The organism is Virgibacillus sp. AGTR, from assembly GCF_016919725.2.
In the GTDB taxonomy this organism is placed as follows: domain Bacteria; phylum Bacillota; class Bacilli; order Bacillales; family Amphibacillaceae; genus Virgibacillus; species Virgibacillus salarius.
The window spans coordinates 1-19,483 of sequence record NZ_JAJERH010000041.1 but is presented as its reverse complement, the minus strand read 5'-3'; the positions used below and the strand labels follow the sequence as shown (position 1 = coordinate 19,483).

Annotated in this window: 19 protein-coding genes; 7 read left to right on the top strand and 12 right to left on the bottom strand. The window is 37.4% G+C overall.

Annotation, left to right across the window (positions count from 1 at the left end):
* Nucleotides 1-473: 473 nt before the first annotated feature.
* Both JUJ52_RS14680 and JUJ52_RS14675 read right to left on the bottom strand, forming a co-directional pair.
* Complete coding sequence (locus JUJ52_RS14680; RefSeq protein WP_166529933.1) at nt 474-1,118, bottom strand: SDR family oxidoreductase; 645 nt, start codon at nt 1,116-1,118, stop codon at nt 474-476.
* 175 nt (nt 1,119-1,293) lie between these two features.
* Nucleotides 1,294-1,932 carry an endonuclease III domain-containing protein gene (locus tag JUJ52_RS14675; RefSeq protein WP_026680440.1) on the bottom strand — a complete coding sequence of 213 codons (639 nt, stop codon included), beginning with the start codon at nt 1,930-1,932 and terminating at the stop codon, nt 1,294-1,296.
* Between the two features lie 335 nt (nt 1,933-2,267).
* Here JUJ52_RS14675 and JUJ52_RS14670 point away from each other — a divergent pair, with 335 nt between their 5' ends.
* From JUJ52_RS14670 to pstB, 4 genes are all read left to right on the top strand, one after another.
* Entirely contained in the window at nt 2,268-3,263 is a 996-nt protein-coding gene (locus tag JUJ52_RS14670; protein WP_026680439.1) for a PstS family phosphate ABC transporter substrate-binding protein, read from the top strand.
* 170 nt (nt 3,264-3,433) lie between these two features.
* Complete coding sequence (pstC, locus tag JUJ52_RS14665; RefSeq protein ID WP_205389192.1) at nt 3,434-4,390, top strand: phosphate ABC transporter permease subunit PstC; 957 nt, start codon at nt 3,434-3,436, stop codon at nt 4,388-4,390.
* Nucleotides 4,391-4,392: 2 nt separating this feature from the next.
* Nucleotides 4,393-5,277, top strand: a complete 885-nt coding sequence (pstA, locus tag JUJ52_RS14660; protein ID WP_026680437.1) for a phosphate ABC transporter permease PstA — start codon at nt 4,393-4,395, stop codon at nt 5,275-5,277.
* Nucleotides 5,278-5,316: 39 nt separating this feature from the next.
* On the top strand, nt 5,317-6,120 hold the full coding sequence (gene pstB / locus JUJ52_RS14655) for a phosphate ABC transporter ATP-binding protein PstB (protein WP_226983633.1): 804 nt from the start codon (nt 5,317-5,319) through the stop codon (nt 6,118-6,120).
* Nucleotides 6,121-6,349: 229 nt separating this feature from the next.
* Here pstB and JUJ52_RS14650 read toward each other — a convergent pair whose 3' ends face one another.
* Together JUJ52_RS14650 and JUJ52_RS14645 are read right to left on the bottom strand one after the other, a co-directional pair.
* A complete protein-coding gene (locus tag JUJ52_RS14650) occupies nt 6,350-8,068 on the bottom strand; it encodes a methyl-accepting chemotaxis protein (protein WP_226983569.1) in 1,719 nt (572 codons plus the stop codon).
* Between the two features lie 283 nt (nt 8,069-8,351).
* A complete protein-coding gene (locus JUJ52_RS14645; RefSeq protein WP_162986316.1) occupies nt 8,352-8,489 on the bottom strand; it encodes a hypothetical protein in 138 nt (45 codons plus the stop codon).
* Nucleotides 8,490-8,762: 273 nt separating this feature from the next.
* Between JUJ52_RS14645 and JUJ52_RS14640 the strand changes: the two genes are divergently transcribed.
* A complete protein-coding gene (locus tag JUJ52_RS14640; RefSeq protein ID WP_026680434.1) occupies nt 8,763-10,235 on the top strand; it encodes a potassium/proton antiporter in 1,473 nt (490 codons plus the stop codon).
* A 274-nt stretch (nt 10,236-10,509) separates the two neighbouring features.
* On the opposite strand, the gene JUJ52_RS14635 is transcribed toward JUJ52_RS14640, so the two are convergent.
* The 7 genes from JUJ52_RS14635 to JUJ52_RS14605 all read right to left on the bottom strand — a co-directional run bounded on the left by JUJ52_RS14635 (nt 10,510) and on the right by JUJ52_RS14605 (nt 17,669).
* Nucleotides 10,510-11,361, bottom strand: a complete 852-nt coding sequence (locus tag JUJ52_RS14635) for a Cof-type HAD-IIB family hydrolase (RefSeq protein WP_026680433.1) — start codon at nt 11,359-11,361, stop codon at nt 10,510-10,512.
* Between the two features lie 74 nt (nt 11,362-11,435).
* Nucleotides 11,436-12,311, bottom strand: coding sequence for a class II fructose-bisphosphate aldolase (locus JUJ52_RS14630; protein WP_026680432.1), 876 nt, complete (start codon nt 12,309-12,311; stop codon nt 11,436-11,438).
* Nucleotide 12,312: 1 nt separating this feature from the next.
* Complete coding sequence (locus JUJ52_RS14625; RefSeq protein ID WP_205389193.1) at nt 12,313-12,777, bottom strand: PTS sugar transporter subunit IIA; 465 nt, start codon at nt 12,775-12,777, stop codon at nt 12,313-12,315.
* On the bottom strand, nt 12,761-14,218 hold the full coding sequence (locus JUJ52_RS14620; RefSeq protein ID WP_205389195.1) for a PTS fructose transporter subunit IIC: 1,458 nt from the start codon (nt 14,216-14,218) through the stop codon (nt 12,761-12,763). The genes JUJ52_RS14625 and JUJ52_RS14620 overlap by 17 nt, the downstream gene beginning before the upstream one ends.
* A gap of 2 nt (nt 14,219-14,220) precedes the next feature.
* Complete coding sequence (gene pfkB, locus JUJ52_RS14615; protein WP_205389197.1) at nt 14,221-15,144, bottom strand: 1-phosphofructokinase; 924 nt, start codon at nt 15,142-15,144, stop codon at nt 14,221-14,223.
* 641 nt (nt 15,145-15,785) lie between these two features.
* Nucleotides 15,786-16,565, bottom strand: a complete 780-nt coding sequence (locus JUJ52_RS14610) for a MurR/RpiR family transcriptional regulator (RefSeq protein WP_026680428.1) — start codon at nt 16,563-16,565, stop codon at nt 15,786-15,788.
* Nucleotides 16,566-16,910: 345 nt separating this feature from the next.
* Nucleotides 16,911-17,669, bottom strand: coding sequence for a helix-turn-helix transcriptional regulator (locus tag JUJ52_RS14605; protein WP_255637698.1), 759 nt, complete (start codon nt 17,667-17,669; stop codon nt 16,911-16,913).
* A 314-nt stretch (nt 17,670-17,983) separates the two neighbouring features.
* On the opposite strand from JUJ52_RS14605, the gene JUJ52_RS14600 reads away from it, so the two are divergent.
* Nucleotides 17,984-18,343, top strand: coding sequence for a VOC family protein (locus tag JUJ52_RS14600; RefSeq protein ID WP_026680426.1), 360 nt, complete (start codon nt 17,984-17,986; stop codon nt 18,341-18,343).
* A 28-nt stretch (nt 18,344-18,371) separates the two neighbouring features.
* Nucleotides 18,372-18,635, top strand: coding sequence for a hypothetical protein (locus JUJ52_RS14595; RefSeq protein ID WP_034678684.1), 264 nt, complete (start codon nt 18,372-18,374; stop codon nt 18,633-18,635).
* A gap of 141 nt (nt 18,636-18,776) precedes the next feature.
* Here JUJ52_RS14595 and JUJ52_RS14590 read toward each other — a convergent pair whose 3' ends face one another.
* The gene (locus tag JUJ52_RS14590; RefSeq protein ID WP_121604055.1) at nt 18,777-19,271 is read right to left on the bottom strand and encodes a GNAT family N-acetyltransferase; all 495 of its coding nucleotides are present in this window, start codon (nt 19,269-19,271) and stop codon (nt 18,777-18,779) included.
* Nucleotides 19,272-19,483 lie beyond the last annotated feature (212 nt).

Here is a 19,483-nt window from a genome sequence, read left to right as displayed (position 1 = left end):
ATCATGGTTATGGGTATACCGCCACCTTTAACACCTGACATTCACTATATCAAGATCCTTTTAACCCCTCTAAGCTTCCACGTTTGGGAGTGTCTACCGGCGAGGGACCCCCTAAGATTGGGGAGTTCGATAAATGGGATCTGGGACCAACGGTATGATAAAATATGATAGCTGATACGGAGTTTAAAACGAAAAATACGTCTCATCCTATTAGATAATACATTGATGCCAAAATTTTGTATAGAGGTATTTTAAAATGGACAATTCACCTATCTAAATCGCTAACTGCTATCTCCGCAGAACCCCCCTTAATTTTTCTGTAATATGGATGAACAGGTTGTAGTCATTGTTGTTTTAATCAGAAGGATTATTATTTCAAAAAGATCCGAACTACCATCCGAATATCACTTCGTTACTCGCATAATAGTCCGGAATTGCTTTATCTATATTTCATTTGTCTCGTCCGCTATATTTTATAAACTGGTCAATGCTTTCGTTATTTCGCTGTCCCCGGATACTAAATCAAAGGATTTACAGAATGTATTCTTTTCATTAAGAGTTGCTATGACAGTTGAGGCTACATCCTCCCTTGGTATAAATCCTCTTGTTAAATTCTCAGCTGCTGACACTTTACCAGTACCTGGATCATTTAACAACCCGCCAGGCCGAACAATGGTATAGTTCAGCCTCGTAGTTTTTAGCATTCGATCAGCATAATGCTTCGCTACATAATAAGGCCTAATCTGCTCATTCCAATTTTCCCGATGATGAGCTTGATGAGCACTAACAATAATATATCTATCGATGCCTACCTGCTCAGCAGCTTCCATCGTTTTTACCGCTCCATCTAAATCAATGAGTAACGTCTTGTCTAGGCCTGTGCTTCCTCCAGATCCTGCTGTAAAAATAATTGCATCTGTCCCTTTCATTGCTGCTGCTAATTCATCAACACTGCCTTCTAGATCTGCTATAACTACGTCGATTCCTTTACTTTCTAGCGCTGTTGCTTGTTCCTGCTTTCTTACCATCGCTTTTACCGTATGTTCTTTACTAGTCGTTAATTGTTGTAAAATATGTTTCCCAATTTGGCCATTCGCTCCTACTAAAAATACATGCATATGATCGAACTCCTTCCTAATGTGAGTGTTCTGGCTCCATTATTTCAGACAATCTTAACCGAAGCAAAAGTACTGTTTCGTATAGAAGTTATATTACTTAGAAGTTGCTGTATCAGTTAGTTACACTACTATTCCTTAGTATATGTGGCCATAATATGGAATACATCCGCTTCATTTAGGATATTTGACGTTCACAGTACTCCCACAAAGGACAATCCGTACAAATCGGGGTTGCTTTACAATGTACTTTTGCATGCATCACAATTAGTGCATGATATTCATTATATATTTCCACGCTTTCTGGAAGCTCCCTTTCCACATCAGAACGAAACGCATCATAGGTATCTGGCATATTAAAACCAAGTCTTTTAAAAAGTCGCCTTGCATAAGCATCAACTACGAATATAGGTTTACCAAAAGCATACAAAAGGATTACATCTGCTGTCTCTTTCCCTATACCATGAATTTGCAGCAACTGCTCCCGTAACTCTAGTCTTTTTAAATAGCGAAGCTTCCTTACGTCATAATCATACTGTCTAAACCACATAAGAAATGATTTTATACGCTTTGCTTTCGTGTTAAAAAACCCACTAGGACGAATAAGTGTGGCTAATTCGTCAAGCGACAATTCATATAGCTCCTCTGGAGATCGATATACTTTTACATTTTTCATTGCCTTTTCGACATTATTCCAGTTAGTATGTTGTACTAGAATGGCTCCAAGCATCATTTCCATTGCAGAATCTGCCGGCCACCAGCCTTGTGGACCATAGTGAGAAAATAACGTATCATAAATAGCTTGGTAAGTACGCATGTGTATTACTTCCCCCATCATTAAATTTTCAACCTTACCTATCATTTCCTCCATCTTAGCAGAACGCCGTTTATCATTAAACTACATTTCCTATAAAGTGAATGCTTAAAATAGATAAGCTTCCTATTCTCACCTGCCAAAAACCTCCTAATATTTACCTGTTACGACAGTGTATTTTTCTCTCTTGCAAGTTATAAAAGGACCATTTTTCTATTAATTTACAAAACATTTACATCGATAACATACTAGCTTAATAATCGCCTACTATACTAGCAAATGAGAGGGGCAACCCTCCTTGATAATAATATATACGCTAAACAGGGGAGGCAATTTTAATGAAGTTCAAGAAGTACCTTATGTTCTTTCTTATCGCCGCACTTGCCGTTGTTATCGCAGCATGCGGGTCGGATTCAGAAGGAGATAGTTCAGAGAAAGAAAATGACTCATCTGAAAACGCAAATGCTGAAGGTGAAGGCGGATCTGAAGAGCTAGAGGGTAGTGTTGTCATTGATGGATCTGGAACAGTCTATCCTTTAATGTCAAGATTAGCTGAAGAATATATGGTTAATGAACAACCAAATGTATCTGTAGAAGTAAGTCGCGCAGGAACTAGTGCTGGATTTGAAAAATTCCTTGTAGAAGACGGAACAGACTTTAACGATGCTTCTCGTGTGATTAAAGAAGAAGAACAAGCAAAAGCCGATGAGCTTGGGCTGGAAATTAAAGAATTAAAAGTAGCCTTAGACGGATTAACAATCGTTACTCATCCAGATAATGATTGGGCTACAGAATTAACGGAAGACCAAATCACAGGCATTTTCCTTGGAGAATATACAAACTGGTCAGATATTAATTCAGATTGGCCAAATGAAAAAATTCAAACCTATGGACCAAACGAAAATCATGGAACGTATGAATTTTTCTATGAAAACATTTTAGAGGAAAAAGATCTAGTAAGTGATATTAATTTGCAACAAGATTATTCAACACTTGTTACGTTAGTTTCAGAAGATAAAAACGCTATTGGGTTCTTTGGCTTCGGCTATTATGACAGTAACAAAGATAAGCTGCAAGCAGTTAACGTAGATTTTGGTAACGGACCGGTTGAACCTTCTTTAGACACCATTGCTGAGGATGGAGATTATGCAGGGTTCACTCGCCCAGTATTCACATATTTGAATGTTGGTCACGCTAAAGAGAAGCCCCAAGTACTTGATTACGCGCTATTCGTTATGAACAACATAAATAAATTTGCTGGTGAAACTGGTTTTGCTCCAATCCCAGATGAAGAAGCAGAGAGCTTAATCAGTGATTTAGAAGCTCTTAAATAACAGGACAAACCATTAGTGCTCTGTACTAATGGTTTCGGTCTTTCTCATCTTAAGATGTGCTCGTAACGCTAGTAAGCACCTAATCTAATTAACTCCACATGATATGAGAGATGAGAGCTGCTATGCTCTCATTTCTTGTGACTTAACGCTCTGGAAGGAGGGCACCAATAATGGCATCGAACAACGAGATAGACAATCACGAAAAAACAAAAGTTAGAGACATGATTGCCAAAAATAAAAATGGACAAAACATGCGTAAGGTAACAGAGAAGATGATCCCAGTACTCCTCTTTTCCATAGCCGCTATTTCCATTCTTACTACAATTGGTATTGTCTTTACACTATTAACAGAAACGATAGAATTCTTTAAACGTGTACCGATAGCTGATTTCTTTACAGGGACTGTCTTAAAACCGCTTAGTCAAAATCCGGAGTTCGGGGTACTTCCCCTTATCAATGGAACTATTATTTCATCTTTCATTGCTATGTTAGTCGCAGGGCCGATTGGAATTATGACAGCCGTTTTCTTAAGTGAATATGCTTCTGAAAGGGTCAGAAGAACGTTAAAACCACTTTTAGAAATCCTTGCAGGGATTCCTACTATTGTGTATGGATTCTTTGCTTTTACGTTCGTAACACCACTAATAAGAGAAATATTTCCAAGTGTAGAAGCAACTAATATTTTAAGCCCTGGATTAGTGATGGGAGTAATGATCATCCCCATGATAGCTTCTTTATCGGAAGATGCTATGACTTCTGTTCCCAATTCTATGCGCGAAGGAGCTCTCGCATTAGGTGCAACAAAGCTAGAGGTTACATTTCTAGTCGTTATTCCCGCTGCGCTTTCAGGAATTATCGCATCCTTTGTTTTAGGAATATCTCGAGCAATCGGCGAAACAATGATTGTAACCATTGCAAGTGGAAGCTCGAAGAACTTCACCTTTGATATAACCCAATCCATGCAAACAATGACTGCTTACATTGTGGAAGTATCAGGTGGGGATGCACCTGCTGGATCGACCATTTACTATAGCCTATATGCAGTTGCTATGACACTATTTGTCTTCACACTTATCATGAATTTACTTGCTAGATATGTCTCTCGTAAATTTAGGGAGGAATATTAATCATGAAATATGTCAACATCGAACAAGTACAGAAAAAGATGAATACGCGTTTACTAAAAAACAATCTATTAAAATCATTATTCTTTGCAGCAACGTTATTTGGCTTAGTCGTTCTAGCAATCTTAATTATCCGCGTCTTACTACAAGGTGCTAGCTGGATTAACATGGATTTTTTAACAGGAAAGCTATCAACTTCTCCGGATAGAGCAGGGATTATGGGGGCAATATTAGGAACCTTCTGGCTCATGGTCGTTGTTATTCCTGTCACATTGTTCCTGGGAGTAGGTACTGCCATCTATCTTGAATTATATGCAAGCAAAGGACGTTTTCAATCCTTTATTCAAACAAATATAGCAAACTTAGCTGGTGTACCTTCGATTGTATATGGAATTCTCGGTATGACATTATTTGTCCGTGCGCTCGACTTTGGAAACATTGTTTTAGCTGGCGGACTCACCATGTCATTACTTGTACTTCCTATCATTATTGTTGCTGCGCAAGAATCTATACGTGCCGTACCTCAGCATCTTAGTGAAGCATCCTATGGGATGGGAGCAACCAAATGGCAAACCGTAAAGAATATTATCTTACCAGCAGCATTACCTGGTATACTTACAGGTTCTATCTTATCGCTTTCTAGGGCTATTGGCGAGACCGCACCCCTTGTTGTTATTGGGATTCCAGCTCTATTAATCCCATTTCCAGGTGGTATTATGGACAAATTCACTGTCCTCCCTATGCAGATTTACTATTGGACGTTGGATTCATCCCTAGTGGAAGAGTATGCGAATTTAGCTGCGGCTACCATCATTGTTTTGTTAGTATTACTATTTTTACTAAATGCAGCGGCAATTTTTATCCGCAATAAGTTTCAAAAACGATATTGATAAGGAGTGAACAGAATGAGCACCTTAACAAAACCAAAAATGAAAGAACCACTTGCATTCTCAGAAAATACTGTACAAATGCCCCAGAAAAACATTGTTTATGACACGAACGATTTAAATCTATGGTATGGAGAAACGCATGCTTTAAAAGATATTAACCTATCCATCTACGAAAAAGAAGTCACTGCCATCATTGGCCCTTCTGGATGTGGTAAGTCAACGTATCTAAAAACATTAAATCGTATGGTTGAGCTTGTTCCTAGCGTTCGTACCTCGGGAACAATTACCTATAATGAAAAAAGTATATTGGATAAATCTTTTAAAGTGGAAGATTTGAGAACAAGAGTAGGAATGGTTTTTCAAAAACCGAACCCATTTCCAAAATCAATCTATGATAATATCGCATACGGTCCTAAAATTCATGGTATTCGCAATAAAAAAGTACTCGATGAAATCGTGGAAAAGAGCTTACGAGGTGCTTCTATCTGGGATGAAGTAAAGGATCGTTTAAAAGAAAATGCCTACGGGCTTTCCGGAGGACAGCAACAGCGGATCTGCATTGCGCGCTGTTTAGCGATTGAACCAGATGTCATTTTAATGGATGAACCAACATCTGCATTAGATCCAAAATCAACATTGAGAGTGGAAGAATTAATCCAAGAATTGAAAAAGGATTATTCAATCATCATTGTTACACACAATATGCAGCAGGCCGCAAGAATATCTGATCGTACTGCCTTTTTCCTTAACGGTGAAGTCGTTGAATTCGATGATACCAATACGATTTTTACGAATCCAGCAGATAACCGCACGGAAGATTATATCTCTGGAAGATTTGGTTAGACGATTTGCGTAAACCAATTATATAACCTCCCCCTTCATATTTATAAAGTGAAAGCTCAATCGGTTGGGGGGTTTGTTTATCCCCTACTGACTGTTACTATGAGTACCGCAAGAGTAACTTTCTAAACTATCAAAAGACGAACAATAATTAACCTAAATTAATTATTGTTCGTCTTTTATCAATTATCTCTCAATCTTTTTTATAGCCTTATAAGCTCATGTTACTTCATCATTCTACATGGAAGCGCTGCGAATGATGCGAGAGCGAATCCGATATGTCTGTAAGCTTGCGTCCAATTTGATAATTGTTTTTCAGTTGAATGACTTGTTCATCACTACTTATCAGCATCTGTTCTGCACTCTCTAAATTTTCCCTCGATACGGAAGAATATTGAATGGCCGTTTGTTCTATATTAGGGAGTATATCTCCAATTCGCTGTAATTCTATTTGTATTCCTCTAAGTTGATGACTTACATTCGTAATTTCCTTTAGCAATGCATCAAAAGCATCCTTAGAAACGTTAGACATCATTAATGTCTTGTTTGTTTTCGTTAACATCTGCTCAAATGCTTCAGAGGCATCTGCTGTGTTTAACTCCATGCTAGAAATAGAATTAGTGATTTCAATAGCGGCTTGTGAAGATTGCTCCGCTAGCTTGCGCACTTCATTAGCTACAACTGCAAATCCTTTGCCAGTTTCACCTGCTCTTGCTGCTTCAATTGCCGCATTTAACGACAACAGCTTTGTCTGTTCTGCAATTGCTTGTATCATATTAACAAGATTAGCTATGGAATGTGAATTTGCTTTTACGCTATTTATTTTTTCCGTAAGGTGAGCAAAATCGCTTTCGAAAGTGCTAATGGTTTGAATTAGCTTCTCCATTTGCACTTCACCCGTTTGCGCAGACTGATTCATCGTATCGGAGCTAATAAAAATACCCTTCATCGTCAAAATCGTTCGTTCCAAATCATCCTTCATCACCTTAAAGGTCTTGACACTTTGCTCTGAGCTCGATGCGGTCTGTTCAGCACCTTGCTTTACCACATGAATCGCTTCCTTTAATTGTTCTCCAGAATGTAACGTCAATTCTGAAGAAACTTGTAGCTCTCCACCAGCTTTCTTAAGGTCTACCGTTGTATCTTGTATTTCATGAAGCATGGTACGCATATGAGTAATCATTGTTTCATAACTTTTATGGAGGGATATAAACTCTGGTAATGTTGTTTGTATAGCTGGAGCCTGCTGCAGATTGCCTTTTCTTACAGCTTCCATTGTCTTTCTCAATACCATTAAAGGCTTTATTACACTACGAACAAATAAAATGATGAAAAGGATAGTAATGATACTGCTTACAACAATAATAAAAAAGGTAAAATAAGCCATTTCATGAACTGGCCCCATGTATGAAGCAGTAGGAACAAGCAAAACATATATCCCTTGGATTTCTTCCATCTCTTGAAAGGTTATAGTATATTCCTCGTCATTTATTGTTCGATGAAACAAACCCTTATTTTTTTCTACGATATCATTTACTAATTGTTCGGAGATAACAGGCAATTCTCCCTTACTAACTTTAAAGGGGACTGCTTGTCCGCCTTCTATGTAAAAATAATGAGAGGTCATTCCATCATCGGCTAATTTCAATTTCTGTGACCGCACATTCGCTTCTAACTGTTGCTTAAAATAGGCATCATCACTGACATATAAAAACTTCAAATTATCCGCGATATAACCCATTAATTCCGTCTCTCGTATTAGACGATTTTCAATCGAAGTCATCGTCGTTTCTTTTGCTTTTAAGTATGAAATAACTCCTACTGCTATCATAGAAAATAATAGTAACGTAATAAACAGCATGAGTAATCGACTTCGTAAGCTTAATTTTTCCAATATCCGTTTGCTAACATGCGTAGTATTATGGAACCATTTTTGAATAACCTGCTTCAAGCAAACTCCCCCTGCATCATTGCTTCATTATCAACAAGTATATCAAGTAAGTATTAATTTTTTGTAAAGCAATCGTTAAAAATGGTTAATTTGAACCATGAAAAATAACACACGACGATTCCTAATTTAAAAAAGAGGTGGGGACAAAAGGATTTTGATCGAAGAAAAAACGAACATCGAAAAAATATATTCGTGTAACGAGGCTACTCCAGAAATAGCGTAGTTTATTGTTCGTCTTTAGAATGAACCATTTTCGTTATGTCCCACCCTCACCAACATCCATCTATCTCTTTTTCTTATCCACATACTCGTTTGGTTCGTTACCGCCGTGGGAATTACTATTCTTAAATGGACTTTTACGACCGTTGCGATGTTCTCCATGATTACTATTTTCCTTAAATTGATTGTTCTTATCAGCCATTATAAAATAACTCCTTTCTACGTAAGCTTTAGTAAAGGCGTTTAAAAGAGATATACATGAATGGTATTGCTTTAGGATCTTATTACAACAGGTAATAATCCTTATGCTGCCGAGATACTCTTCTAAACAAGCCATTTATAGTCTTTGTAAGAGTAACTAAATTATTCCTTTTTTCGGCGATCTTCCGAAAAGGATGAGTCGTCATTTTTCTCAAAACGTCCATTTATCGTTATAATAATAGTAGTAGAATGTTCTTTGGAAGGACTGTTCAACATGTTATCTTTAGAAATGCTCATCTTTCTCTTTTCTGCGATGCTCATTGTCGGAGTATTAGCAACCAAATTCTCCACTCGATTGGGCTTACCAGCCCTCGTGTTGTTCCTCTTAATTGGTATGGGCCTTAACAAATTTGTTTTCTTTGAAAATGTAGAGCTTACCCAACTAATCGGAATTATGGCTTTAATCATTATTTTATTTGAGGGTGGGACACAAACAAAGTGGGAACAGGTTCGGCCTGTCCTTGGAGCAGCAGGCTCGTTAGCTACATTAGGAGTCTTATTAACCACCATATTAACAGGCTTTGCTGCTATGTATATTCTTGATCTATCTTTACTTGAAGGAATGTTATTCGGGGCCATTGTTGGTTCTACAGATGCAGCTGCTGTTTTTTCCGTTCTTGGTAATAAAAATATCAATACGAAATTGACATCTACACTTGAAGCAGAATCCGGTTCCAACGATCCCATGGCGGTATTCCTTACTGTTTCCTTTATTGAGCTCATTCAAATACCCGAAACATCCATTTGGAGTACGATTGGTAGCTTCTTTATACAAATGGGACTTGGCTTATTAATCGGACTATTACTCGGTAAGCTAACCGTGATGCTTATCAATAATATTAAGCTTGATACTGCCGGCCTATATCCAACATTAGCTATTGGTATGGCTACAGCTACATACTTTCTAGCGGACTTTTTAGGCGGAAGTGGCTTATTAGCTGTTTATGTAATGGCTGTATTTGTTGGTAATAGTGATTTAATGTATCGTTTCTCTATCTTACGATTCAACGAAGGATTTGCATGGATGATGCAAATTGTCATGTTTATCCTCCTCGGACTACTTGTTTTTCCAAGTCAACTTACGGAAGTCTTTTGGCAAGGTATTATTCTCTCCATCATTTTAATGTTTATCGCGAGACCGATTGCCGTATTTATTTCCATGGTATTCATGAAATATAATGTTAAAGAAAAATTGTTTATTTCATGGGCTGGGCTAAAAGGAGCTGTTCCTATCGTTTTAGCCACTTATCCGATCATTGCTGAAGTAGATAACAGTGACTTAATTTTTAATGCGGTATTTTTCGTTGTATTAATTTCAGCTTTGGTTCAAGGAAGCACATTATCATGGCTAGCTACAAAATTAAAATTAACCGGCTATAAAAATGATCCTACTAAACCTTCAATGGAACTCATTAATCTAGGAAATACAGAAGCGGAGATCATGGAAGTCAGGATATTCTCTCAATCTCCGGCAGTTAATACATCATTAATAGATATAGAACTTCCTGACGAGACATTAATTATCGGTATTATCCGTGATAAACAGGTTATTACTCCTACTGGTAATTCCGTTATTTTAGAGAATGACATCTTATACGTATTGAGTAATAAGAAAAATAGAGAAAAATCAAAGAAGGTATTATTGGGTCAAAAAGAAAAGAAAAAGCCTGTCAAAACGGAAGCATAAAGTAAAACTTCAATCAGCAGGGATATTACTGCCAGTTAAATGTGGAATAAAAATGAGCTATGCCAAAGTAAACGAAAGAAGCAAAAAGCTGAACGATATTCGAAATGGTTTAATGAATATTCAGATTCGTTCAGCTTTTTTGTTCTATATCATTTCCATGTTTTTAATAAACGCCTTTTAGTGGTACATAGATACTTTCTTTTAAACTTTCTTGCCTCGTATTTTAGTCGTTAGAAGTGAGCATTAAGTGTTACCCCTGCCCCTTTCGCATTTTCTATTCCTCTAAGATATACTTCCTTAAGGCATAGCCGACTCCATTGTTTTCATGATGCTTCGTAATGTAGGTGGCATGTTGTTTCACTTCATCCTCAGCATTTTCCATCGCGATACACATTCCAGCAATAGAAAACATAGGTACGTCATTATAATTATCTCCTATTGCCACTGTATGCTTTAAGGGAATATTAAAATAATCTGCCATCTGCTTTAAGCCATAGCCCTTATTCGCATTAGGATGAGCTATTTCTATCTTTTGTTTACCTGAGGATGTTATGGATATATCATTTCTATTTTTCAGAATACTTTGGAGTATATTCCTTTTTGGCTTTTCGAAAGAAAGAACAAATAATTTATATACCTCTAAATCCGTATAATCGATTTCATTATAATTAGAAACATGTAGTAAGCCGTGCTGCCTGTTTTGCATATCAATGATATGATCTACCCAATCGATTGCTACGTCTAAATCCTGTATTCCTCTTTTTTCTCGTTCAAGGATCCCACTAATTTGGCTTTCTACTAAAATCCCACCTTTCGTGTATATTTCAAAATAGACTAATTGCTGTTTAAGTATCTCGATGAGGTCACCTATAACATCACTTGTTAGGAATAAGTGATACAGAAGTTTATCATTATCATATGCTTTTGCACCATTACCTGCAATAATTGGACAATCTATAGCAGCACGCCTAAGAATCTCTTTTGTATCATGAACCGAACGTCCAGACGAAATCACGACAATGTCATCTTTCCTTTGGACCTCATGAATGGCCTGCACATTCTCATCAGAAATCGTTCCATTTTCGGAGAGAAGCGTCCCATCCAAATCTATAGCAATCAACTGCATCCTATTTTCCCCCTTTCATCATTGAAGCTAAATGATAGGGGACTGCCTTAATAGACATCCCCTATCTTGTCAATTTATGCTTCAATAATAGAAGGAACTACTTTTCCTTCACTTCCTACCATCCGTATTTTGGAAGCAACCATAGCTTTTGCAGCTTCTTTTGCTTTTTGTAAGTAGGCTCGTGGATCCAAACTTTCTGGTTCCTCTATAAAATGCTGTCTTATTGCTTCGGAATATGCATTTTTTAATTCTGTAGATACATTTACTTTAGCCATTCCTAGTGAAACACACTTCCGAACATCTTCCTCTGGTACAGCAGATCCCCCATGCAATACTAATGGAGTATCTACCAATTCACCAATCTGTTCAATCCTTGAAAAATCAATATTTGGTTCACCTTTATAAATACCATGCGCAGTTCCAATCGCCGGAGCTAGTGTAGGTACACCTGTCATTTGAACAAATTCCTTACATTCTGTTGGAACTGCTTTTTGTGCATCTTCTTCTGATACAACAATATTATCCTCTACTCCACCTACTTTCCCTAGCTCTGCCTCTACATTTACACCAAGTGAATCTGCTAAATCCATTACCTCCTGTGTTCTGCGGACATTTTCCGCAAATGGATGCATAGAGGCATCAATCATTACTGAGGAATAACCAGCTCGAATTGCCTGCTTAATCACTTCATAATCAGTACAATGATCTAAGTGTAAGCCAGTAGGAACATGATAATATTCGGAGGCTGCCTTAACAACTTTCACAATGTTTTCTGCACCGAGTGATTTTACCGTACCAACAGTTGTTTGCAATATAACTGGTGATCTCATTTCTGCAGCCGCTTCTAGTACCCAGTAAATACTATCAAATGAATGGACATTGAACGCTACAATTCCGTATTTTCCCTTTTTAGCTTGGTTTAACAATGGTGTAGTTGATATAATTCCCATTTTATATCTCTCCTCCTGAAATAGCAGTTGCTACAATATTTGCTAGCTGCTCGTTTGTTGTTGCATCAAGCATCGATTGTCTAACTTCTTCATCCATCAACGCGCGTGATAAGGCAGATAATGCCTGTAGATGGGTTGAACCAGCTTCTGATTTAGGTATTAACAGGGATAAAAAGAAGAATGCTGGTTGACCGTCAAAAGATTCCCATTCAATACCAGTTTCTGTGCGAACAATAATAATCGCTGGTTTCACTACCGCTTCCGTCTGCGTGTGGGGGATTGCAAAACCATCCTGGAACCCAGTTGTACTTTGTAATTCTCTTTGTTTTAAACCTTCGATAATCGCTTCTGCTGAACTGGCGATCCCATGTTTTTTTGCAATGTCAGCAATCGCTTGAAATACACCTTGCTGCGAAGAAGCTGTCGCCTGAAGCAGAATAAAATCTTTATTAATTAAATGTTTCATACTGATCACTCCTCATTGGCTTATTGTGTGCTGCTTTTTTTCGATATAGACCATATAGGAAAGCACCAATTAGTGAACCTACTAAAATAGATAAAACCCATTGGAAAGCTCCTGTAACAACTGGAAGGACTAAAAACCCACCATGCGGCGCTGGCACTTGAACGCCGAACATGTAAGTCATGATCGCTGCTATGGAGGAGCCGAACATAATAATCGGCAGAACAATTAAAGGGCTCTTAGCTGCAAAGGGGATAGCCCCCTCTGTAATGTGCGTCGATCCTAATATAAAGTTGACAGCTCCAGCGTTTCGTTCCTCTTTTGTAAAATATTTGGGAAAAATAACTGTAGCAAAAGCAATAATTAGCGGTGGTGCAATACATGCTGCTGATACCCCTGCCATAAAATACAGATTTCCTTCGGATAATAATAGTGTCCCAGTAACATATGCCGCCTTATTAAACGGTCCGCCCATATCGAATCCACACATTGCACCGACAATTAATCCTAATAGTAATGGATTTGTTGATTGTACGGATGCTAGGAAGTCCATTAATCCTTCGTTTAAACTTGTTAATGGTTGGATAATTGGCGTCATAACGATACCAATTAGAAAGATTCCCAAAACTGGATACAAGAAAATGGACTTCAATCCATTCAATGAGTGCGGCATCTTTTTTAACAGTTTTTGCAGGAGAATAATGATATAACCTGCAATAAAACCTGCTAATATTCCGCCTAAAAATCCTGCTCCACCTTCATCTGCCAATAGCCCACCAATGAAGCCAACAACCATCCCCGGCCTTTTAGAAATGGATTCGGCAATAAAAGCTGCCAATATCGGCACCATTAAACTAAAACCTAATCCACCAACTTGATTTAGCAATGCTGCAAATTCATTGTACTGCTCATGGTCCGGGTCAGCCGAATAGATACCGAACAGGAAGGAAACTGCAATGAGCACTCCACCCCCTACAACAAATGGGAGCATGTGTGATACGCCATTCATTAAGTGCTTATATATTGAATGAACCCATCGTCTATTTTGCTTGGTAGCCTGATCCCTCTCATCGACTTCCATTTTATCTGCCTCATTACCTGACTCTTGATAATCTGAGTCATAATAAGTAGAAGCTTCTTGATTAACTATTTGATTAATAAGTTCTTCTGGAGAACGAATGCCTTTCGAAACTGGTACATCGACTAAGGGCTTTCCATGAAATCGATACGCCTGTACATCCTTATCTGCAGCAATAATAACACCATCTGCTTCCTTTATTTCCTCAGGAGATAAGGCATTTTCAACACCAACCTGACCATGTGTTTCCACTTTAATCTCCACACCCATTTTTTCTGCAGCTTTTTTAAGCGCTTCTGCAGCCATAAATGTATGTGCAATACCTGTTGGACAACCTGTAGCTGCAACAATTTTCTTTTTAACCATACTTAATCCCCCCTATTATTAGTGATGGAAACTTGCTTCATAAGTTCTGCTATATTTGATAAGTCACTAAGACCTTTAGAAAAAGCTGTAGATGCTCCAGTAGCAACTGCATATTTTAACGTTACATCTAATGGAGCGTTTTCCATTGTTTTTGCAATAAACGCGGCGAGCAAAGAGTCTCCAGAGCATGCCGTATTTACTACTTCTCCAACTGGTGAACTAACGTTTACTAAATGATTGTCATTTAAGAAAATTGCTCCATTTCCTCCTCTAGATATAATGACGTTTTTAGCTCCCTTATATAAGAGCTCCTTACCATAAACGATTATTTCTTGCTCTGATAACGGCATATCTTTTCCAACTAAATGAGCAAGCTCTTCTTCATTTGGCTTCAATAAATAAGGACGATACGGAAGAGTTTCTAATACAATAGATGAGCTTGAATCAATTACAAGGTTAACGTCATTTTCAGCACAGATTTTGGCTATATCTACAAGAATACTCTCCTCTACTCCCCTAGGTAAGCTTCCTGAAACGATTAATATACTTCCCTTTGGAATAGCCTTTATTTTTTGTAGTAAGTTATCAACATCTTTTTGCCCAACTTCTGGACCTTGATTGACAATTTTATATTCCTCATCGGCATTTACAAACACATTAATTCGTGTTATTCCATCCACATTGATGAAATCACTGTTAATCCCTTGCTTAGTTAATTCTTCTTCAATAAATTTACCTGTAAATCCACCGATAAATCCTAATGCTGTATTTTCTATTCCCATTTTTTGAAGCATAATAGAAACATTGACGCCTTTTCCATTTGCTTGATAATCTTCATCAAACGTACGATTTACTCTATTTGGTTTCAAGTTGTCTATGGCTACGTATAAATCAATAGCTGTGTTCATTGTACAGGTATAAATCACAGCTTCACCCTCTTTCTTTGTTGTTAAGTAAAGTATCTCATATTCATTTATGTAAATGTTTTCAGCTTATGTAAACCTTTGCAGTGAAAGGATGCGAAGGTATGACAAACCTAGTAAATTTTAGTAGCGTTAATGAAGCTGCTTGCCACTATGGCGTTGTGAAAATATTAAGTGAAACTACTTAGCAGCAGGGGTCTTACTGGCAGTTATATGCGGGGAAAAAAGCTAAAAAAGGAATGAAGAAGCAATAAAAGACGAACGATAATTATTTGATAATAATTATCATTCGCCTTTTAGCGATTTAGGAAAATATAAAATTTGAGCCTGTGTATAAATATGGGCGTTTTGTCTATCCCACACTAATTGTTAGTACCACAAGGGTATGCCCTAAAAGTCCTTGAACCAATCGGACATTTAATGCAGTCATTCCCACACTTACCAATTTTGGTTTGTCTTTATTGCTTGAAGTCGGGGTCTTACTACCAGTTATATGTGGGATTACATGATTATTCGTATTTTGAGTAAAGAAATTGTTTTTTTATCCTAGCCTCAGACGATATTCAGAAAAAAGGATGTTTCCCAATAATTAACGGAATGCTCCTTAGAAGAATAATCAATATCGGATTATCACAGAACTGCATTTATTTTTTTGTACGGATTACGTAAGAATCAAGAAGTATTCTAGCTATTACATTAAGTGAAAGTCTTGAACGAACTTCATATTCTGGAAAAAGGGAATGATCTGTTTTATACCCTAATAGAGTCATATCAGATAATCTACTAAGTGACGAGTCAACCTTGGTAGTTAGTGTAATCGTTGTTACTTGTCTCATATTTAAGTTTTGGCATGCCTCCACAAGCTCAGGTGTTTCACCATTTAACGATACAAAAATAGCTATATCATTTTTTCCTACTTTACGAGACTTCACACGAATGATATTAGGGTCTTCATGTGTTTCACATATTTTATCTAAAGCCTGTAATTTTACCATCATTTCTTTTGCAATCATTTCTGAAAAGCCACGGCTAAAAATATAGACTCGTTCTGCATTAAATATTTTTTGGACGGCATCTTCAATTTGACCAATGCTTTGTAGCTGGATGGTTTTCGTAACCTCTTCCTCATTTTTCTTAATTACCTGTTTAATATCGTCGTCAATATTTCCAAGCCAATCATGGGTGTCCTCCATTTTCTTGTCCTGTTTTAAACGATATTTAAAAGATGTATAGCCGTTATAGCCTATTTTCTTCATCAGTCTGACAATCGTAGCTGTAGACACATTTGCTCTTTCACTTAACGTAACAATTGACATGGTAGCTATCTCGTCAAGATGTTGGTGTATAAATTCCAATAAATAGCGCTCCGCTTGACTGAGCATAGAATAGGTTTGATGCGGAATATCAAATAAAGGTTTATCCATCATGAAAACCTCCTTCCTTAGTTATAGGAGTAAGGAAATCCTGTTATGTAACGGTATACCAGCTTTGGGTGTATTTCTATTGTTGTCTATGCTTATAGAAATATTACTATTATATCGTTCCGTTCGAATTAGTATCCTATAGAAAATGTACCCTATTCGTATAATGAAAGAATACCACATCGAGCCTACCAACTGCTACTTTAACAGCTAACAAGGCGATACAGAAAAAACCACTTTAGTTATGTTCCAACCTCATCACCATTCTCTTACTCTAGTCTTATCAGCAACTTATCGATTTCCATAATTTGTATTAGAAGAATAAAGTCCAGCTTCCAATCTTGAACTTTAACCTTGCTGACGCAGGAAATTATTCATTAGCACGGGCAAGGAAACTAATATAGGCGGATCATTTAAACGTGGTGCACGAAGTGTTACATACAGGTGTGGTACAGATGAACGAGGTTGCACTACAATTGGATGATGGATTTTAGCTCTTAGTGTAGTGTGTGGGAGCAAAATATCTGTTGCCTGCGAATCCCAAGTTACCGCAGTTGCCATTAAATAGTAACGACCTGGCTTCACATTAGAAAATGAAAATTCACCTAATGTCGACAGTAGTGTACCATATTTCGGCATTCCCTCTGGAATTGGCTTCGGAAACAATCCTATTAAAATAACTCCACTGAACGGAACTTCTGCATCAATTGTTCCTGTAACATAGTTATGTGCTTTTTTAACAATGCTTGTTTGTTTCCATGTCGCCAGTTGATTCAAGGATGTCAAATGCTTGTTCACTACCTGTGGTGAATGACGAAACGCAGATGGTGACATACCTACCCGGTTTGAAAACCTTGTTGTAAAGGTACCAAGACTTTGCTGGCCGATCTCCATACCGATGTCACGGATACTTAAGTTTGTCTTTAACAATAAATCCTTTGCCTTCTGTAAACGAATAGAAGCAACGTAATAATGAGGGGGCAAACCAACATATGCTTTGAAGATACGGGAAAAATGATAAGGACTGTAAGCTGCATAGCGTGCTAATCGAGCAAGCGATAGGTCTTCATCAATATGCCTTTTTATATAAAATAGCACTTCATCCATTTCTGAAGAATAACTTGGCACGTTACGTTCCTCCTGACCTAAATACCTATTAATAGTATTCGATTTAAATCAAAGAATTCCTTTAAGCATTTCCATTATTTCATCGACAATTGAATTATTTTCTTATAAAATCAGAATAGAAAAAATTATTACAAGTAAAACTTCAATCAGTGGGAGTTTTGTTATCCCCACTGATTGTTAGTATCACAAAGGTATGACTTAAATGCCTGATGGGGGCTTACTACTGTAGCTATGTGTGGGATAGAAATGTACGTTTTGAAGATTAAGCTATTATGTAAAAGGAGTGTGGTGAAGTGAATAGTCCCATTAAAAATCAGGTTAATACAATATTTGTCAGCGTTAGTGAATTGCACAGATCGGTAAAATGGTATTGTGATTTATTAGGGCAGAAGTATCAAGCAGAACATCTAAACCAACCTGTTTATAAGCTTGATATCAATCATCATACGGGGTTGATATTAGATGCCGGGCCTAGAGGAAAAGTTCAAAAAGTTACTCCGTCTCCACACCCATTATACAACTTTCATACAGATGATATTCAAGCGGCATTTCGATTTGTAGAAAAACCGAACTATCAAATCACATCACCCATAACAGCGTTTACAGCCGTAAAAGATCCTGATGAAAATATTATTATGGTATGCAATGGCTGATCCAATAACGAATTCCGGAGGACTGCATATGTTCAGAATTCTTTTAGAGGGCTGGTTACCATTTATTCTAACAGGATTAATTACTGCTTCCATTATCATTCTTTTAGCAAGATACATGAATCGTGTAGGACTTTATATAATTACAACACTATTGAACTTCGCCAGTTTTGCATTATTCATCATTAGTATATTTGCGATTGGTCCCTGGACAGGAATGGGAATAGGGCTTTTTTCCATTTCTTTTCTAATTGGTGTTAACATGGGAATTGTCATTAGCTTCTTTATAAAGTGAAACTTCAATCTATTGGGGTTTTGTTTTCCCCCACTTAACCAATATTAGTTTCAATTGCTTGAAGTGGGGGGTATGACCAGTTATATGCGGATAAGAAAGAAATAGCGTGAGGTTGTATGTTATGTCACATGCAACCTTTACTTAACGATGTAATTCTGCTTTCATATCCCATGACGTTCCATTAAGCCCTACTTTTATAAAACCAAAGCGCTTGTACAGCTGTACAGCAGTATTATTGGGATCAACGCTTAATGATACTGCAGGATACCCAGCTATTGTGAGCCTTCTCAGCAATTCATTAAGAAGTAGCGTGCCAATTCCTTTCCCTCTATAATCAGGTAAAACTGCCATACTAAGCACAGGAGTATCATCAGCAATATAACCATAGGTTTGATTTTTCTCATTAAATAAGCGCGTCCATATTGCGCCTACATGGTTTCCTGTCTCATCCAGGGCAATCAGAGCAATATCTCCATCTCTTCCCCAATTGCGAACATATTTCTCTAAGGCTGGATCTTTTATTATTGCTCTTGATGGTCGATCCACACCTTCAGGAACATATATTGCTTGATAAAGCATCTCCCATAAGAAATCGATATCAGCAGCTGATCCAGAATGAATCGTATACTTTTCCATAAACACATCTCTCTTTCCTTAGTTAAAAGCCTTTAACTATATTGATAAAAGACACTGTTGAATTAATTCGATACTACTTAAGAGAATCCCTACCTGAGGCAAGTAAAATGGTAAATCAATTGAATCACATGCTTGTAGGAGTAAAGCTAGGGACTAAATGAAACAGTAAGAAAAACCGGGCAAAAACCAGCCCGGTCCTTTCCTGTTTGCCA

Bases quoted from the DNA above. Each gene is read 5' to 3' on its own strand.
- JUJ52_RS14605 (WP_255637698.1), bottom strand. From the start codon at position 17,669: ATGGATGAAGTGCTATTTTATATAAAAAGGCATATTGATGAAGACCTA.
- JUJ52_RS14625 (WP_205389193.1), bottom strand. From the start codon at position 12,777: ATGAAACATTTAATTAATAAAGATTTTATTCTGCTTCAGGCGACAGCT.
- JUJ52_RS14635 (WP_026680433.1), bottom strand. From the start codon at position 11,361: ATGCAGTTGATTGCTATAGATTTGGATGGGACGCTTCTCTCCGAAAAT.
- JUJ52_RS14630 (WP_026680432.1), bottom strand. From the start codon at position 12,311: ATGGGAATTATATCAACTACACCATTGTTAAACCAAGCTAAAAAGGGA.
- JUJ52_RS14620 (WP_205389195.1), bottom strand. From the start codon at position 14,218: ATGGTTAAAAAGAAAATTGTTGCAGCTACAGGTTGTCCAACAGGTATT.
- JUJ52_RS14645 (WP_162986316.1), bottom strand. From the start codon at position 8,489: ATGGCTGATAAGAACAATCAATTTAAGGAAAATAGTAATCATGGAGAA.
- JUJ52_RS14590 (WP_121604055.1), bottom strand. From the start codon at position 19,271: ATGGAAAAGTATACGATTCATTCTGGATCAGCTGCTGATATCGATTTC.
- JUJ52_RS14640 (WP_026680434.1), top strand. From the start codon at position 8,763: ATGTTATCTTTAGAAATGCTCATCTTTCTCTTTTCTGCGATGCTCATT.
- JUJ52_RS14595 (WP_034678684.1), top strand. From the start codon at position 18,372: ATGTTCAGAATTCTTTTAGAGGGCTGGTTACCATTTATTCTAACAGGA.
- pstC (WP_205389192.1), top strand. From the start codon at position 3,434: ATGGCATCGAACAACGAGATAGACAATCACGAAAAAACAAAAGTTAGA.
- JUJ52_RS14670 (WP_026680439.1), top strand. From the start codon at position 2,268: ATGAAGTTCAAGAAGTACCTTATGTTCTTTCTTATCGCCGCACTTGCC.
- JUJ52_RS14680 (WP_166529933.1), bottom strand. From the start codon at position 1,118: ATGCATGTATTTTTAGTAGGAGCGAATGGCCAAATTGGGAAACATATT.
- JUJ52_RS14675 (WP_026680440.1), bottom strand. From the start codon at position 1,932: ATGCGTACTTACCAAGCTATTTATGATACGTTATTTTCTCACTATGGT.
- JUJ52_RS14610 (WP_026680428.1), bottom strand. From the start codon at position 16,565: ATGGATAAACCTTTATTTGATATTCCGCATCAAACCTATTCTATGCTC.
- pstA (WP_026680437.1), top strand. From the start codon at position 4,393: ATGAAATATGTCAACATCGAACAAGTACAGAAAAAGATGAATACGCGT.
- pstB (WP_226983633.1), top strand. From the start codon at position 5,317: ATGAAAGAACCACTTGCATTCTCAGAAAATACTGTACAAATGCCCCAG.